This is a genomic window from Janthinobacterium sp. GW822-FHT07A03, assembly GCF_058798815.1.
Genome location: NZ_JBXAKW010000009.1, coordinates 199,993 through 214,331, shown reverse-complemented (window position 1 = coordinate 214,331; position 14,339 = coordinate 199,993). Strand labels below are relative to the sequence as shown.

12 protein-coding genes are annotated in these 14,339 nt (G+C 61.8%); 5 read left to right on the top strand and 7 right to left on the bottom strand.

The annotated features are described in order from the left end of the window. Positions 1-56 precede the first annotated feature (56 nt). Positions 57-1,031, bottom strand: coding sequence for a glycosyltransferase family 2 protein (locus tag AC1RJW_RS24270; protein ID WP_493047220.1), 975 nt, complete (start codon positions 1,029-1,031; stop codon positions 57-59). Between the two features lie 151 nt (positions 1,032-1,182). Continuing rightward, complete coding sequence (locus AC1RJW_RS24265) at positions 1,183-2,076, bottom strand: sulfurtransferase (RefSeq protein WP_493047219.1); 894 nt, start codon at positions 2,074-2,076, stop codon at positions 1,183-1,185. A gap of 137 nt (positions 2,077-2,213) precedes the next feature. Between AC1RJW_RS24265 and dnaE the strand changes: the two genes are divergently transcribed. Further along, complete coding sequence (dnaE, locus tag AC1RJW_RS24260; RefSeq protein WP_493047218.1) at positions 2,214-5,753, top strand: DNA polymerase III subunit alpha; 3,540 nt, start codon at positions 2,214-2,216, stop codon at positions 5,751-5,753. 64 nt (positions 5,754-5,817) lie between these two features. Here the strand turns inward: dnaE and AC1RJW_RS24255 are convergent, their stop codons facing one another. From AC1RJW_RS24255 to AC1RJW_RS24240, 4 genes are all read right to left on the bottom strand, one after another. Next, positions 5,818-6,048 (bottom strand): DUF6139 family protein, encoded by a 231-nt coding sequence (locus AC1RJW_RS24255; RefSeq protein WP_493047217.1) that lies wholly within the window; start codon positions 6,046-6,048, stop codon positions 5,818-5,820. Positions 6,049-6,167: 119 nt separating this feature from the next. Next, positions 6,168-7,169: a VirK/YbjX family protein gene (locus AC1RJW_RS24250; RefSeq protein WP_493047216.1), complete on the bottom strand. Its 1,002-nt coding sequence runs from the start codon at positions 7,167-7,169 to the stop codon at positions 6,168-6,170. Positions 7,170-7,215: 46 nt separating this feature from the next. Then, positions 7,216-7,755, bottom strand: a complete 540-nt coding sequence (locus AC1RJW_RS24245) for a universal stress protein (RefSeq protein WP_493047215.1) — start codon at positions 7,753-7,755, stop codon at positions 7,216-7,218. Between the two features lie 103 nt (positions 7,756-7,858). Continuing rightward, the gene (locus tag AC1RJW_RS24240) at positions 7,859-8,680 is read right to left on the bottom strand and encodes a MipA/OmpV family protein (protein ID WP_493047214.1); all 822 of its coding nucleotides are present in this window, start codon (positions 8,678-8,680) and stop codon (positions 7,859-7,861) included. Between the two features lie 157 nt (positions 8,681-8,837). Here AC1RJW_RS24240 and AC1RJW_RS24235 point away from each other — a divergent pair, with 157 nt between their 5' ends. The 4 genes from AC1RJW_RS24235 (at position 8,838) to AC1RJW_RS24220 (ending at position 13,221) form a co-directional block, all read left to right on the top strand. Continuing rightward, on the top strand, positions 8,838-9,524 hold the full coding sequence (locus AC1RJW_RS24235; protein ID WP_493047213.1) for a response regulator: 687 nt from the start codon (positions 8,838-8,840) through the stop codon (positions 9,522-9,524). Next, positions 9,521-10,909, top strand: a complete 1,389-nt coding sequence (locus AC1RJW_RS24230) for an ATP-binding protein (RefSeq protein ID WP_493047212.1) — start codon at positions 9,521-9,523, stop codon at positions 10,907-10,909. Before AC1RJW_RS24235 ends, AC1RJW_RS24230 begins: the two co-directional genes overlap by 4 nt. Positions 10,910-11,027: 118 nt before the next feature. After that, complete coding sequence (locus tag AC1RJW_RS24225) at positions 11,028-12,623, top strand: ATP-binding protein (protein WP_493047211.1); 1,596 nt, start codon at positions 11,028-11,030, stop codon at positions 12,621-12,623. Beyond that, positions 12,610-13,221, top strand: a complete 612-nt coding sequence (locus tag AC1RJW_RS24220) for a response regulator transcription factor (RefSeq protein WP_493047210.1) — start codon at positions 12,610-12,612, stop codon at positions 13,219-13,221. The genes AC1RJW_RS24225 and AC1RJW_RS24220 overlap by 14 nt, the downstream gene beginning before the upstream one ends. Positions 13,222-13,236: 15 nt before the next feature. On the opposite strand, the gene AC1RJW_RS24215 is transcribed toward AC1RJW_RS24220, so the two are convergent. After that, entirely contained in the window at positions 13,237-14,337 is a 1,101-nt protein-coding gene (locus AC1RJW_RS24215; RefSeq protein ID WP_493047209.1) for a glycosyltransferase family 9 protein, read from the bottom strand. Positions 14,338-14,339 lie beyond the last annotated feature (2 nt).

The window sequence follows — 14,339 nt, the reverse complement described above, 5'->3', positions numbered from 1 at the left end:
CACGGGCAGCCTGCGCCATTGCCTGCGGTTAGGCTGAGAGGCCATGCATTGAGCTGTCACTTTTTACCCCGCCGAATGCGATGGAATGGTTTTTTGGGGATCGAGCTGATATCGTGTCCAAGAAAGGCCAGTATTAGTTGTAGGCCGACAATAATCGGCAAGCCTGACAGCATGACTGTACCTGCCGAGGCTGGTACATCGTCATGCACGGAGTGCAGCCATTGCGTGGCACCAAACACGCAGCCGAAGCCAACCATCAGAAGACCGATGGGCAGTTCAATGGACGCAATGGACACGTCCCGTAAGTAATAATTGTAGAAAATGCGCTTAAAAAAATTACGCAGATGTTTGGCAAAAAATTCAAGCACAACCTGGGAAATCTTCAGATTGCTGACCTCATCGCCATATTTTGCATCCATGGGGATATCGACGACGACTGCGCGCAATGTATTGAGGCGAAACAAGATATCCGTTTCAAAAAAATAGCGGCGGCTGATTTTTTCCATCGGCAGGTAGCGCACCACATCGCAGTGGATGGCGGTGTAGCCGTTGGTCGGATCGAAGATGTCCCAATAGCCCGAAGAGATCTTGCTCATGAAAGACAGGACCGCATTGCCAAACAGGCGCGCCTTGGGCATGCTGCGCACGCTTTCCAGATCGTAGAAGCGGTTACCCTTGGTGTAATCGGCTTCGCCAGCGGCAATGGGCGCGATAAAGTCGGGAATGCATGTCGGATCCATCTGGCCATCGCCATCGACCTTGACGATGATATCCATGTCATCGTCCAGTGCGGCGCGATAGCCGGTCATGACGGCGCCGCCGACGCCCTGGTTTTCGGTATGGCGCAACACTACCACGCGTTGGTCGCTGCAGTGACGCTCGACCAGTTCGCCGGAGCGCTCCGGGCAGCAATCGTCGACGACATAAATACGGCTCACTTCGACGCCAATCTGGCTGATGACGGAGAGGATATGCCGATCCACCTTGTAGCTGGGTATGACGACCGCAATGGCCAAGCCTTGTTTTGTCATCTTGTTATAGCTTGCCTTTATTATGCATGTTGCCGTCTCCCGGAATCGGGCAATATTATGAATTATGACATGCGCAGTTGGCATGCCTCTGGCGCAATGGCGGGGAATGGACGCTGCTGCGCGCCACCAGGCGCGCATGGGCACGATGGGGTTAGTTCTTTTTGCCGTAGCAATGCGGACAAGACACCTCATACACATATTCCGGCGCCAGTTGCTGGCGTGGCGTGACGACGGCGCGGCAGACGAAGCATTGCACGGTTTCCGTCGGTTCCAGCTTCGGATTCAGGGCCGTGCGGTAGTCGAAGACGAAGCAGTCGCCCGTGTAGTGCTCACCGCCCACTTCCTCAAAATACTTCAGGATGCCGCCGTCGAGCTGGTACACGCTGTCGTAGCCGATTTCCTTCATGTGGATGGCGGCCTTTTCGCAGCGGATGCCGCCCGTACAGAAGGTGACGACGGTCTTGCCTTCCAGTTCTTCCTTGTGTGCGGCAGCAACAGCCGGGAATTCCGTAAACTTGTCGATACGATAATCAAGCGTGTTGTTGAACGTGCCCACATCCACTTCAAAGGCGTTGCGCGTTTCCATCATGACCACGGGTTTGCCCGCGTCGTCGACGCCGGCGTCGAGCCAGCGCTTGAGCGTCTGCGCGTCGACGGACGGGGCGCGGCCCAGTTCCGGCTTGATCAGCGGCATGCGCATGGTGATGATTTCTTTTTTCAGCTTGACCAGCATGCGCTTGTGCGATTGCTCGTTCGACAAGCTTTCCTTCCATTCCAGGTCCGCCAGACGCTCATCGCTGCGCACCCAGGCCAGGAAGCTGTCGATATGCTCGCGCGTGCCCGACAGGAACATGTTGATGCCTTCCGGCGTCAGCAGGATCGTGCCTTTCAGGCCCAGCGCCAGGCATTGCTCCTGATACAAGGGGCGCATGGCTTCCGTATCGGCCAGCGTAATGAATTTATACGCGGCAATATTGACAAACGTGGCGGCGGGCGGGCTGACGGCGGCGGAAACGGCGGATGTTGCTGGGGTGATGGCTTGCATGATGGCGATCGGGTTAGACTGAACAGCCGATATTATAAGCCCGACAGGCCAGCCAGGATACCCGGTCCGCACGCGCGACGCGGTAGAATAGACCCCATTGAATTTTGCACGAAACGGTACACAGGATGGAAATGGTAATGCAAGAGGCCGGCGCTCCGGCAAGTTCACAGCAAGCGATGCAGCCCGGTCCTGCCTTCGTCCATTTGCGCGTGCACTCGGAGTACTCGATCGTCGATGGCCTGGTGCGCATCGACGACGTGGTCAAGGCGGCCGCGAAGGACAAGCAGGTGGCGCTGGCCGTCACCGACCTGTCGAACCTGTTTGGCATGGTCAAGTTCTACAAGGAAGCGCGCGGCAAGGGCATCAAGCCCATCGTCGGGGTCGACGTGTGGATCACGAATGACGACAACCGCGAAAAACCGTCGCGCCTGCTGTTGCTGGCGAAGAACCGCATGGGCTATCTGCAGTTGTGCGAACTGTTGTCGACGGCCTGGCTGACCAACCAGTACAAGGGGCGCGCCGAGCTGCGCATCGAGTGGCTGCAGGCGCTGGCGACGAATACCTACGACCTGTACCCGGGCGAAAGCGCGGCGAATGGCTTGATCGTGCTGTCCGGTGCGCATTTCGGCGACGTCGGTACTGCCATCGAGAACGGCAACCTGGCCCTGGCCGAGCGCAATGCGCAGCGCTGGGCCGAGATTTTCCCCGGCCATTTCTATATTGAAATCCAGCGCGGCGGCCAGGCCAACCAGGAGGCGCAGGTGCGCCACGCGGTGGCCCTGGCGGCCAAGCTGGGCTTGCCCGTGGTGGCCACGCATCCCGTGCAATTCATTTCCCCTGAGGAATTTATTGCCCACGAAGCCCGCACCTGTATCGCCGAAGGCGAAATGCTGGCCAACGCCAAGCGGGTGAAACGCTTCAATGACAGCCAGCGCTTCCTGTCGCAGGCGGACATGGCGGAATTGTTTGCCGATTTGCCGGCCGCGCTGGCCAATTCGGTGGAAATCGCCAAGCGCTGCAACCTGACCTTGACCCTGGGCAAGCCGCAACTGCCGAACTTCCCCACGCCGGACGGCATGACGATCGACCAGTTCCTCGTGGCCGAATCGCAGGCGGGCCTGGAAAAGCGTTTGATCCAGCTGTATCCGGACCCGGAACGCCGCGAAAAGGAGCGTCCGCGCTACGAATCGCGCTTGAAGTTCGAGACAGACACGATTTGCAACATGAAGTTCCCCGGCTACTTCCTGATCGTGGCCGAGTTTATCCAGTGGGCCAAGGAAAACGGCGTGCCCGTCGGCCCGGGCCGCGGTTCGGGCGCCGGCTCGCTGGTCGCGTATTCGCTGCTGATTACCGATCTTGATCCATTGCAATACAACCTGCTGTTCGAGCGCTTCCTGAATCCCGAACGCGTCTCGATGCCCGACTTCGATATTGACTTTTGTCAGGAAGGGCGCGATCGCGTCATCCAGCACGTCAAGGATTTGTACGGCAAGGAGGCCGTCTCGCAGATCGCCACCTTCGGTACCATGGCGGCCAAGGGCGCGATCCGCGACGTGGGCCGCGTGATGGACTTCGGCTACAACTTCTGCGACGGCATCTCGAAGCTGATTCCGTTCAAGCCGGGCAAGCCCGTGTCGATCGCCGACGCCATCGAAGAGGAACCGCTGCTCAAGGAGCGCCTGGAAAACGAGGAAGAGGTCAAGCAGCTGCTGGACCTGGCGCAGCAAGTCGAAGGCATCACGCGCAATATCGGCATGCACGCGGGGGGCGTGCTGATCGCTCCGGGCAAGCTGACGGATTTCTGCCCGCTGTACACGCAGGGCGGCGACTCGGGCGTCGTGTCGCAGTACGACAAGGATGACGTGGAAGCCGTCGGCCTGGTGAAGTTCGACTTTTTGGGTCTGACGACCCTGACGATTCTCGACCGCGCCGTGCGCTACATCAAGCAGCTTGATCCCGCGCAAGCCAATTTCGATCTGGCCACCTTGCCGCTGAACGACAAGCCATCGTATGACTTGCTGACCAAGGCCAAGACCGTGGCCGTGTTCCAGCTGGAGTCGCGCGGCATGCAGGGCATGCTGAAAGACGCGCGTCCCGACCGCTTCGAAGACATTATCGCGCTCGTGGCGCTGTACCGCCCGGGTCCGATGGACCTGATTCCCGACTTCTGCAAGCGCAAGCACGGCGAACGTTTCGATTATCCCGATCCGCGCACGGAATCGATTCTGTCCGAAACCTACGGCATCATGGTGTATCAGGAGCAGGTGATGCAGATGGCGCAGATCGTCGGCGGCTACTCGCTGGGCGGCGCCGACATGCTGCGCCGCGCCATGGGTAAGAAGAAGGCCGAAGAGATGGCCGAGCACCGCGAGATCTTCCGCGCCGGTGCGGCGAAAGATGGCTTGACGGCGGAAAAAGCCGACGAGATCTTCGACTTGATGGAAAAGTTCGCCGGCTACGGTTTTAACAAATCGCACGCCGCCGCCTACGCCCTGCTGTCGTATCACACGGCCTACCTGAAAGCGCACCACACGGCTGCCTTCATGGCTGCCAACTTGTCGCTGGCCATGGACGACACGGACAAGATCAAGATCCTGGTGGAAGATTCGCTGGAAATCTGCAAGCTGACCTTGTTGCCGCCGGATATCAACGAATCGGACTACCGCTTCATGCCGAGCGGCGCGGCGCCATCCGTGAGCGGCAAGAAAGTCACGCAGATCCGCTATGGCCTGGGCGCCGTGAAGGGCTCGGGCCAGAACGCCATCGAAGCCATCATCGCTGCGCGCGAGGCGGGCGGGCCATTCACGAGCCTGTTCGATTTCTGCAAGCGTGTTGATAAAAAGCAAATCAACCGCCGCACCATCGAGTCGTTGATCCGCAGCGGCGCCTTCGATTGCCTGAAGGTCGACCGCGCCATCCTGCTCGCGTCCGTGGCCTTTGCCATGGAATGCGCCGACCAGGCCGCCAAGGCCGCCAACCAGGTAAGCCTGTTCGGCGGCGACGACAGCGACATGGTGGCGCCGCCCGAATACGTCAAGGTGCCCGTGTGGACGGACAAGCAGCGCCTGACGGAAGAAAAGATCGCGCTGGGCTTCTACCTGTCGGGCCACCTGTTCGATTCGTATGCGCCCGAGGCGCGCCGTTTTGCCCGCACGAAATTGTCCGAACTGTCGCCGTCGCGCGAGCCGCGCATGATGGCCGGCGTCATCACGGGCTTGCGCACGCAGATGACGCAGCGCGGCAAGATCCTCATCGTCACCCTGGACGACAAGAGCGGTACCGTCGAGGTGACGGTGTACGGGGAATTGTTTGATTCCAACCGAAAAATCTTCAAGGAAGATGAATTCCTGGCCGTCGTGGGCAAGGTGTCGGAAGACCGCTTTTCGGGCGGCTTGCGTATCACGGCCGAGAGCGCCTTCGACATCATCGCCGCGCGCGTGCAGTATGGGCGCCAGCTGGGCCTGACCTTGCCGGCCACCTTGGACGCCAAGCGCATCCGCGACGTGATCATGCCGCACCGGGCGGCGGACGGATTACCGATCGCCGCCAAGGTCAGCCCGCAAGGCGTCAGTTGCGTGCTGCAGTTTGGCGACGAGTGGAAAGTGGCGCCATCGGATGAATTGCAGATGGCGCTGGAGCAGATGCTGGGTGCGCAAGAGGTGGCGGTCGAGTACTGACCGGCACCGCCCGGGGCATACAACAAAGCCAAACCGCAGGCATGCTGGTTTGGCTTTTTTACGTTTACATGTCTTTCAGGCCCGTGATCGCATAGCCCTTGGCGGCGATCTGCTGGTGCGGCTGTTCGATATGGTAGTCGGGCAAGATATTGGCATCGTCGGCGACTTCGCTGGCGCGTACTTCGAGTTGCCAGTCGGTATTGGTAACTTCTTCCGGAATGAGCTTTCCTTCCGGCACGGCGAGGTAGGAAAAAATGCCGTCGTGCTCGGCCCGGCGGTAGATGTCTACGCGCATGACTTGCCTCCTAGTAAGCGTTGGGGGAACCGGCACACTACATGTGCATACCGATAGTGCTAGCGTAACAGGATTGTGCCATGCACGGGTTGTAGCGTGTGCCGGAAGAGGGAGGATGCTCAGGCGATAGCGGAAGCGTAATCGTCGTCGTCATCGAGAACGGCCGATTGGCGTACCTCGCTGGCGGCGGCCGCGGCGTTTGCCGTGGCGGCCTGCAGCGGGCTGCGATGGGCGTCGAGGCCGCTACGCAGGCTGCCGATCATGGCGAGTGTCAGTTCATGGCGCTTGCGGGCTTCCGAGCGTTTCTTGGAAGGAATTTCTTCCAGTGCCGGCAAGGGCAGGTTTTCGCACCTTAACTCGAAATCGCCATCCTGGCGCATATGCGCGCCCAGTTCTTGCCATATTGCATTGTAGTCGGCGAACAAACGGCCTTTCTTGGCGGAGTGGTGCACGGCGCGGTTGATATTGCCGACAAGAAGCATCTTGCGGCAGCCGTGTTCGTACCCCAACTGGCGCACCAGGCGTACCATCAGGGTCTTGGGACGCATGCCGTGCAAGTCGCGCGTTGCCTCGCGCACGCGGTGTGCGCTTTCCTGGCCCTTCGGGCCTTGCAGGCAGCCGATGCGCATGCCCAGGGTAGCGCGCAGCTGGCTGCCGAAGAAGGAAAAGGCGATCGAATAGAGCACGTCGTCGTCATGCATCAGTTGCAGCACCATCTCGCCTTCGCGGTCCATCGGGTGCAGCGAACACAGTTGCAGGTGATAGGGCGCGCCCGACTTGCCCGGCACGGTGCCCAGGCGCACGGGGCCATGGGCCGCTTGAGCCATCAGCTTGCCCCAGCCTTGTTGCAAGATGAAGTGGTAGTGCTCGGCCAGCAATGCCACGCGCTGGTGGCAATTCAAGGTCAGGCTCAGGTAAGGCCGGTAGACCTTGTGGATCATGTGCGGATAGGCGTGGACCAGATCATGAAACACCGGATGCGAGTTCAGCAGTTGTAGCCATAGTCGGGTTTGGCGCTGTTGTACGCGGGCGCGCAGATGCAGCTTGAGCATTTCGCGCCAGCGGCGCATGCCGTTCGGCATCGCCATCAAGCCGTCAGACAGGGTAATAGTTGGCATCATCGTGCGCATGTCCATGATAAAGAGGGAACGTCGAGGCCGTTTCGGCTCAGACGGGTACCGGGCTGCTGACGCCCTCGTGGTTTGCCAGCAGGATGGTGGTGCCGCGGCTGCCACGCGCCAGCTTGCCGGCCAGTCCGCCCGAGAAACGGCGCGGCCAGCCGTTGTGCCGCGGCGCTGGCAAGACCACTTCGTGGCAACCCAGCAGCTCAGCCGCATCGAGGATCGTAAACAGCAGCTCGCCGGCAAAAATGTGGGTGCTGAAGGAAATATGAGAACGGCTCAGGTAGAGTCCCGCCTCGTGCATCATGTGCTGCGTGGCCGGGTCAAGGGCATCGCATTCGCTGGCGCAGTGCCGGGGCACGCCATCGGCACTGCGGCGCGGCGCCGGTGTCACGTGCAACAGGCTGACGCAGACGTTGATGCCCCATTCCTGCAAGCGTCTGGCGTAGCGCGCACCGTAGATGATGTCGCTGGCGCGCTTGACGGGCAAGAGCAGCAGCAAGGTATCCTGGCCCGGCTTGCCGCACGCGCCCGCGGCGCTGTCCGGGGCGCGGTGGCGTTGCGGGGCAAGGCGCGATGCATGCATGGAAAAGATGGCCGTGGTGGAAAAACCGTGCCATCTTATCCATGCCCTCACGCCCTGTAAATTGGCGAAACAGCGTACGGGTTTCCCTTAGGTTTGCGTGTTGTTAATAGCGGTAAGTGACATACACGGCACCGATCGGGGATGTCTTGCGCTGCACGATGGGGCTCTTGGCCGCGTCGCCCATGCGGTGTTCGACGCCGACCAGGGTATTGATGCCCCAGCGCGCATCGAAGCGGTGCTCCCAGTTGACGGTGGCCTGTGCTTCATAGAAACCGCCCTTGGGCGTGTATTGCTTGAACGAGGTATTCGCGGCCTGGGTAGCCGTCACGCCATACATGGTCTGTACGTACTTGCGCTCGCCCCAGCCCAGCTGGCCGCCGATGCTCACGCTGTCTTGCTGCACGCCCCTGGCATCGGCCCGGCCGTAGATCTGACCTGTCGCGCCGAAATGCACATTTGCGCCATTTTCGCGGTTCGACAGGGGAATGTCGCTCGAGACGCTCAGCGACAGGCCTGGCAAGGGCGAATAACCCGCGCTGAGCAGGGCGCTGGCGTTGCCCTTGACTTCACCCATGCCCTTCAGGTAATCGCTGCCGCCCCAGCCGTTGACGCCTGTGCGCTTGTGGTCTTCGCGCTTGCCGCGGTAGCCCAGCGCGGCGCTGTAGCTGAAGGGGCCGGCCTGGCCGCCATAACCGATGCCGCGCGAGGTGCTGATGAACAAGCCATTGGCCATGGCGTAGTCGAGGATGATCAATGGCGAGGCCGACAGCTTGTCGGAGCCGGAATAGCTGGACACGGCGGCGACGCCGCCGCCGATGGTGAAGACATTTTCCGCCGGCGGTTCAGCCGCCGCAGCGGCCAGCGGGTTGAGGATCATGCCGCTGGCGAGTGCCAGCGAGGTCAGCAGGGTTGTGGGTGCGTGCATGGAGTTTTCCGTCAGGTGGAGAACCGAGTCCGGAGTGGCTCGATTGACTGCCGACAGTATCGGTCCTTGCCATGAAGGAAAAATGAGCCTTTTATTAAGATTGCATGAAGAGCGCTTCTTTACCCATTCTTCAGCTTGCGGTGGTTTAATACTCAACATGAAGATACTGCTGATTGAAGACGATATGGACCTGGGCAATGGCGTGCGGATTGCCTTGCGCGACCAGGGCATGCAAGTGGTCTGGGTGCGCAGCCTGGAGGATGCGGCGCGCAGCATCGAGCACGACAGCTGCGAACTGGTGCTGCTGGACCTGGGCTTGCCCGATGGCGATGGCCTCGATTTGCTGGCCAGGCTGCGCGCAGCCCGCCTGCCGGTGCTGATCCTCAGCGCCCGCGATACGCTGGAACAGCGCTTGCGGGGCCTCGATGGCGGCGCCGACGACTATCTGGTGAAGCCGTTCGTGCTGGCCGAGCTGCTGTCGCGCGTGCGCGCCCTGGCACGCCGCAGCTATGGCTTCGACGGCGATACCATCGAGTTGCGCGGCTTGCTGCTGCAGGTACCCACGCGCCGTGTCAGCGTGCATGGCCGGCCGGTGGAGCTCACCGCCAGTGAATATGCCCTGCTGAAGACCTTGCTGATGCGCGCCAACCGGGTCATCACGCGCCGCGTGCTGGAAGAACATATCCTGCCCGGCGGGCTGGCCAATGCCAGCAATACCCTGGACGTACATATGGGCAACCTGCGCCGCAAGATAGGCGAAGGCTATATCCGTACCGTGCGCGGCGTCGGCTATGTCATCGACCAGCAGAGCGAGACATCCACCTCGCCGGGCACCGGCGCATGATGGGGCGTTTCTGGGCCATGCTGCGCCGGCCTACCCTGGTGCGCCGCCTGATGATCGCGCAAATGCTGATGCTGACCGTGCTGTGGAGCCTGGCCGTGGCGTATGTGCTGGTCGAGGGCGCGGGCGAAGCGAGCAATGTGAGCCGCGGCGTCCTGCACGCCATTATCAGCGTGGCCGATAACCTGGCCGAGCAGCCGCAGCGCCAGGAGCAAAGCTTGCGCGCGATCGACGAAGCCTTGCGCGAGGAATTTGAAATGGGGCAAGTGCCGGAGCTGGCGCCGCGCATCCTGGTCTGGCGTGAGGGCAAGCTGGTCTACAAGTCCCCCGCAGCGCCCAGCGGTATCCGCAGCGCCGGCCCGGAGCAGATGGAAGTGGTGTACATCAAGGGACAGGCCTGGCGCAGCCGCAGCCTGACCGAAGGAGCGACGCGCGTGACGGTGCTGGAAGTGGGGGGCGCATGGCAATTTTTCATCACGATCAATTCACGCGGTTACTACCTGCTGCCGCTGCTGATCAGCCTGCCATTCCTGCTGGTGCCGGCCTGGCTGTCGATCCGCCTTGCCATGCGCCCGTGGCGCAGGCTGGCGCAGGAGGTGGCGGCGCGCGGGCCGCAGGATTTGCGTCCGCTGGCGTTCAAGCCGCCGCATGGCGAACTGGCGGCCCTGGTCGACAATATCAATGCCTTGCTGCAGCGGGTCGACGCCAGCGCCGCGCGCGAACGCAGCTTCATCGCCGATGCCACGCATGAGCTGCGCACGCCGCTGGCGGCCATGCGGGTGAATGTCGAGGCCTTGCAGGGCCAGGCGCATGATGCGCGTCAGCAAGAGTTGCTGGACGGTATCTTGAACAGCGGCAACCGGGCCGCGCGCCTGGTGGGCCAGTTGCTGCAGCTGACGCGCAGCGAAGTGCAGGCGGGCGCGGGCGAGCTGCCGCGGCGGCAGGCGCTCGATACCTTGCTGCAAGACCGCCTGGCGGCCCTGTCCGGTCTGGCCCAGGCGGGCGATATCGAGCTCGAATTGCAGGCCAGCGTCTCGCTCAGCGTGCCCGGCCAGCGCGAGAGCCTGGTTTCGCTGATCGACAACCTGGTGGAAAACGCCATCAAGTACAGCCCGCGCGGCAGCAGCGTGACGGTGTCGCTGCATGCGGAACGGGGCCAGGCTGTGTTGCATGTGGCCGATCAGGGGCCGGGTATCGCGCCGGCGCTGTATGCGCGCGTGTTCGACCGTTTTTTCCGCGCGCCGCAGCAGGTGCAGCCAGGCAGCGGCCTGGGCTTGTCCATCGTCGCTTCCGTCGTGCGCCAGCACGGCGGCACGATTCAGTTGCACAGCGGTAACGGTGGCCTGGGCTTGCTGGTGGAGGTGCGCTTGCCGTTGGCCGAGGTCTGACTGCGCTGGCGGGTCTTGCGATATTGCATGAAGATTATTGTATGTGCATATAACGCAAGATGGCATGGCGTGGCGCACGCTTGCGATGCATAATGCGGAACAGTTAAAAAACACCGTTATGCGCCCATTCCTGTCCCGCTACCTGCCGTATCCTGCCTTTGTCGGCCTGTATCTGCTGTTTGACTGGGCGACCTATATCGACCCGATGTATGGGCTGAACATCACCCCGTGGAACCCGGATCCCGCACTGGGACTGGTATTTTGGCTGATCCACGGCCGCAAGGCGGCGCTGCCATGGTTCATCGCCCTGGTGGCCGGCGAGGTGCTGGTGCGCGGCATGCCGGCAGGCCTGCCTCTGACTTTGCTCTGTTCTGCGTGGCTGGTGCTCGGCTATGGCGGTATCGGCGCAGTCTTGCGCCGCAGTTTCAGCAGCAGCGACATCTTCGACAACCGGCGCCGCCTGAGCGCCTGGGTCCTCATCGTGCTGCTGGGCACCGTGCTCAATGCGCTCGGCTATATTTCCTTGCTGTCGCTCACGGGGCGCATACCGGCCGGCGAATGGGGCACGGCAGTATGGCGTTTCGGCATCGGCGACACGGTCGGCATGCTGGTGTCGATGCCGCTCATCTGGGTGCTGTTCAGCGAACGCGGGCGTGAGCGCCTGCATGCCGCCGTCTGGCGCTGGGAAACCCTGGCGTACCTGGCCCTGGCCAGTTTCGTGCTGTGGAGCGTCTTCGGTTCCATCGTGCGTTCCGAATACAAGCATTTCTATTTCCTGTTTCTCCCCGTGATCTGGGCCGCCTCGCGCCAGGGCTTGCATGGTGCCGTACTGGCCGTATTTGTATTGCAGCTATGCATCATCACCCTGGTGAAATGGACGCATGCCGTCGATATCCAGTTTTATGAATTGCAACTGCTGGACGCCGTGCTGGCGCTGGTGGGCTTTTTTATCGGCATCGTCGTCGATGAAATGCGCCAGGTGGCCGACGAACTGAAGCATACGATGCGCCTGGCGGCCGCCGGCGAAATGGCGGCCGCTCTCGCGCATGAGCTGAACCAGCCGCTGACAGCCTTGTCGACCTACGGCAAGGCATGCGAATACCTGCTGGAACGGGGCGAGAACGGCGCCTTGCTGCAAAGCGCCATCGGGCACATGATCGTTGAATCGGGACGCGCCGCGGACGTGGTGCGCCGCCTGCGCGACTTTTTCCGCACTGGCGCGATGCAGCTCGAAGCGGTAGAGGCGAGCGCCTTGATCGAGGGCTTGGCGCGGCAGTTTACGCCGCTGTTCCATGAGCATGGCATCGAGCTGGTGCTGGCGCCGCCGTCGCCGCTGGCCGTCAACGCGGACCGCCTGCAAATCGAGCTGGTACTGCGTAACTTGCTGGCCAATGCACAGGATGCGGTGATGGGCCAGCCGCGCGGCCAGCGCCGCATCACGGTGTCGGCCGAGCCGCTCGAGGGTGGCCGGCTGCGCCTGTCCGTGGAAGACAGCGGACCCGGCATTTCCAATAGCCTGGCCGCACGCCTGTTCGAACCGTTTGTCTCGACCAAGGCCAGCGGCCTGGGGCTGGGGCTTGTGCTCAGCCGCAGCATTGTCGAAGCGCATGGCGGCCAGCTATGGGCCGAAGTGGGCAAGCATGGTATTTTTCGTTTTATCCTGCCCCTGGCGCATGCCAGTGCGGCCGCCAAGGGAGAGTATGGTGACAAGTAATTTGACGGTGTTTATCGTGGACGACGATCCCGCCGTGCGCGATGCGCTGGGTTTGCTGTTGGGCATACGCGGGTACCGCACGGCCCTGTTTTCCTGCGGCGAGGATTTCCTGCACAGCTGGCGGCCCGAGTGGGCCGGTTGTCTGCTGATCGATATCCGCATGTCGGGCATGGATGGCCTGAGCCTGCAGCGCCGCCTGCTGGAGCTCAAATGCATGCTGCCCATCATCATCATCACGGGGCACGGCGACGTGGCGCTGGCCCGCCAGGCATTCAAGGCGCAGGCCAGCGATTTCCTGGAAAAGCCATTTGACCATGACAAGTTGCTGGCGGCCATAGACGAAGCGTTTTCGCGCGAGGCGCATGCGCGCGGCCAGTTGCAGCGCCAGGTGGAAGGGTTAGCCTTGCTGCGCGCCTTGACGCCGCGCGAGCGCGAAGTGATGCATCTTGTGGTGACGGGCCAGCACAACCGCGACATCGCCCCGGCGCTGGGTATTTCCGTGCGCACCGTGGAAGTGCACAAGGCGCGCCTGATGGACAAGCTGGGCGTCGATAATGTGGCCGACCTGGTGCGCATCAGCATGCTGGGCACCGGCTAGCCGCGGAAGAGTTCTCTAGGCGATGGTCTTCAATACCTGATCGCTTGAAATCGCCTTGACCCAGTCGCTGCGCCGCGCCACCGTGATGACGGTGCTGTTGGCGCTGTCGAAGGGAGCCCATTCGGGATTTTTCTTGCGCATCAGTGCTACCACGGGCACATGCACGGCGTTCGCCAGATGCATGATCGAGGTTTCCACTGAAATAATCAGGTCGCATTGCGCCAGCATGGCCGGGAGCTGGAAAAAGTTGTCGACGGCACTGAAGGCTTGCGTGCGCGGCAAGTTGTGCGCCTGCACGATGGCATCCACCTTGGCCAGTTCCTGCGGCATGGCATTGATCAGGAAACAGGCATGCTGCCATTTCGGCATCGCCTGCATGCGCGCGATCAGCTCGGCAATGCGCTCCAGCGGCCAGCCGCGCTTGTGCGACTTGGCAAACGGATTCAATAGCACGAGCGGACCCTGGCGCGGGGCAAAGCCCCAGGCGGCCAGCTGCTCCTGCGCCTGCTGCAATGCGTGCTCGGGAATGTGCACGAAGGGATAGCGTTCGGCCACGGGAATATCGAGGCCCGTCAATTGATGGAACCAGTCCGCATACACGCTGCTGATATGGTGTTCGCCGGCATCCTGTCCCGCATACGAGGCCAGCACGGCATCGATCTTGCGGTAGGCCAGGTAGTGCCAGGGGCGTAGCGGGCTGAACGGCTTGCGCGTGCCGATCACCAGCCCGTGCGGGCTGATCGCGCGGGCAAGGTCCGCGTATTGCTGCGGCCGTACGTGGGCCAGCGACACGACGACAGGATAGTGCTCCGCCTTGGCTTCGCGCAGTGACTCTTCGTACAGCGCCGGGCTGTAGGTCTTGCGGTACACCTTGGAAAACAGGCCCGACTGTTCGACCCAGTCGTATAGCGAATAGGTGCGCAAGCTTTCCCATTGCTTGGCGTCGGACGTGCGCCGTACTTCGTCGACCCACAGGTGGATCTGGATATGGGGGTAGGCCGCGGCAAAGGCGCGGAAACCATTTTGCAGGTAGGTAAAGTCTCCCAGCGCCAGATGGGCGATGAACAGAATTTTTTCCGACTTTTGTAGAAGTTCGGCGGGAATCAAAGGCGTCATGT

Excerpts from the sequence above, each read along its gene's own strand:
- AC1RJW_RS24215 (WP_493047209.1), bottom strand. The coding sequence starts at position 14,337 with ATGACGCCTTTGATTCCCGCCGAACTTCTACAAAAGTCGGAAAAAATT.
- AC1RJW_RS24245 (WP_493047215.1), bottom strand. The coding sequence starts at position 7,755 with ATGCATGCATCGCGCCTTGCCCCGCAACGCCACCGCGCCCCGGACAGC.
- AC1RJW_RS24255 (WP_493047217.1), bottom strand. The coding sequence starts at position 6,048 with ATGCGCGTAGACATCTACCGCCGGGCCGAGCACGACGGCATTTTTTCC.
- AC1RJW_RS24230 (WP_493047212.1), top strand. The coding sequence starts at position 9,521 with ATGATGGGGCGTTTCTGGGCCATGCTGCGCCGGCCTACCCTGGTGCGC.
- AC1RJW_RS24265 (WP_493047219.1), bottom strand. The coding sequence starts at position 2,076 with ATGCAAGCCATCACCCCAGCAACATCCGCCGTTTCCGCCGCCGTCAGC.
- AC1RJW_RS24270 (WP_493047220.1), bottom strand. The coding sequence starts at position 1,031 with ATGACAAAACAAGGCTTGGCCATTGCGGTCGTCATACCCAGCTACAAG.
- AC1RJW_RS24235 (WP_493047213.1), top strand. The coding sequence starts at position 8,838 with ATGAAGATACTGCTGATTGAAGACGATATGGACCTGGGCAATGGCGTG.
- AC1RJW_RS24220 (WP_493047210.1), top strand. The coding sequence starts at position 12,610 with ATGGTGACAAGTAATTTGACGGTGTTTATCGTGGACGACGATCCCGCC.
- dnaE (WP_493047218.1), top strand. The coding sequence starts at position 2,214 with ATGCAAGAGGCCGGCGCTCCGGCAAGTTCACAGCAAGCGATGCAGCCC.
- AC1RJW_RS24250 (WP_493047216.1), bottom strand. The coding sequence starts at position 7,169 with ATGATGCCAACTATTACCCTGTCTGACGGCTTGATGGCGATGCCGAAC.
- AC1RJW_RS24225 (WP_493047211.1), top strand. The coding sequence starts at position 11,028 with ATGCGCCCATTCCTGTCCCGCTACCTGCCGTATCCTGCCTTTGTCGGC.
- AC1RJW_RS24240 (WP_493047214.1), bottom strand. The coding sequence starts at position 8,680 with ATGCACGCACCCACAACCCTGCTGACCTCGCTGGCACTCGCCAGCGGC.